Source organism: Sporotomaculum syntrophicum (assembly GCF_009932395.1).
GTDB classification, from domain to species: Bacteria; Bacillota; Desulfotomaculia; order Desulfotomaculales; family Desulfallaceae; genus Sporotomaculum; species Sporotomaculum syntrophicum.
Genome location: NZ_LSRS01000013.1, coordinates 1 through 772 on the forward strand (window position 1 = coordinate 1; position 772 = coordinate 772).

The 772-nt window shown below is 42.4% G+C and carries 1 pseudogene; it reads left to right on the forward strand.

The annotated features are described in order from the left end of the window. A pseudogene (locus SPSYN_RS15390) lies at positions 1 to 657 on the forward strand (transposase); the annotation flags it as partial. Between the last annotated feature and the right edge of the window lie 115 nt (positions 658 to 772).

Sequence of the window (772 nt, forward strand, 5' to 3'; positions counted from 1 at the left end):
ACTACCGATGGTAGTTTAATAACCAGTGTTACTGTAGACCCAGGCTCCTATGTTGATGGCAGCAATTTTAAAGACCACCTTGAGGAAGCCCTAAAAGCCGGTCTGACCGTGACCGGAGTATATGGAGATAAAGCCTATTTCCGGCCCGACATCCTTAATCTGATTAAGGAAAAAGAAGCCTCAGCCTATATACCGGTAAGCGCCAGTGCTTATAAAATAGATGAAGATTTGTTCAGCTACAACAAAGACAGTGACCAATGGTTTTGTGTCATGGGAAATGAAACGGTAAAAGTAAAAGCCAAAACCCGTGAACGAAATGGCAAGAAAGAGAAGTTGTTGGAATACAGCTTTGAGCGTGAGCGCTGCCGTAATTGTTCTCACCGGGCTGAATGCATAGGCAAAAGTACGAGAATAGCTAGACTACTGAGAGTCAGTGTAAATACTCCTGAATTATATGAGTATAGTCAAAGAGCAAAAACCCGGGAATTCCTTGATGAGTATCGCAAGCGAGCGAAAATCGAACCCAAAAATGCAGAATTAAAAAGATTTCATGGATTGGACCGAGCCAAAGGCTACGGTCTAAAAAGTGTGCGCATTCAGGCAAAATTAACGGTCCTGGCGGTAAACCTGAAGCGGATAGCCAATATGGTATCCGCTTAAAAAGGTTTTGATGCGCTTTTTTTGTATTTTTCAGACCGTTGGTTGCTGATTAATTTACAATATATGTTTAAGGCAGGCTCTGAGGCGGCTTAAAAAGGGTACTTTTTCAGTG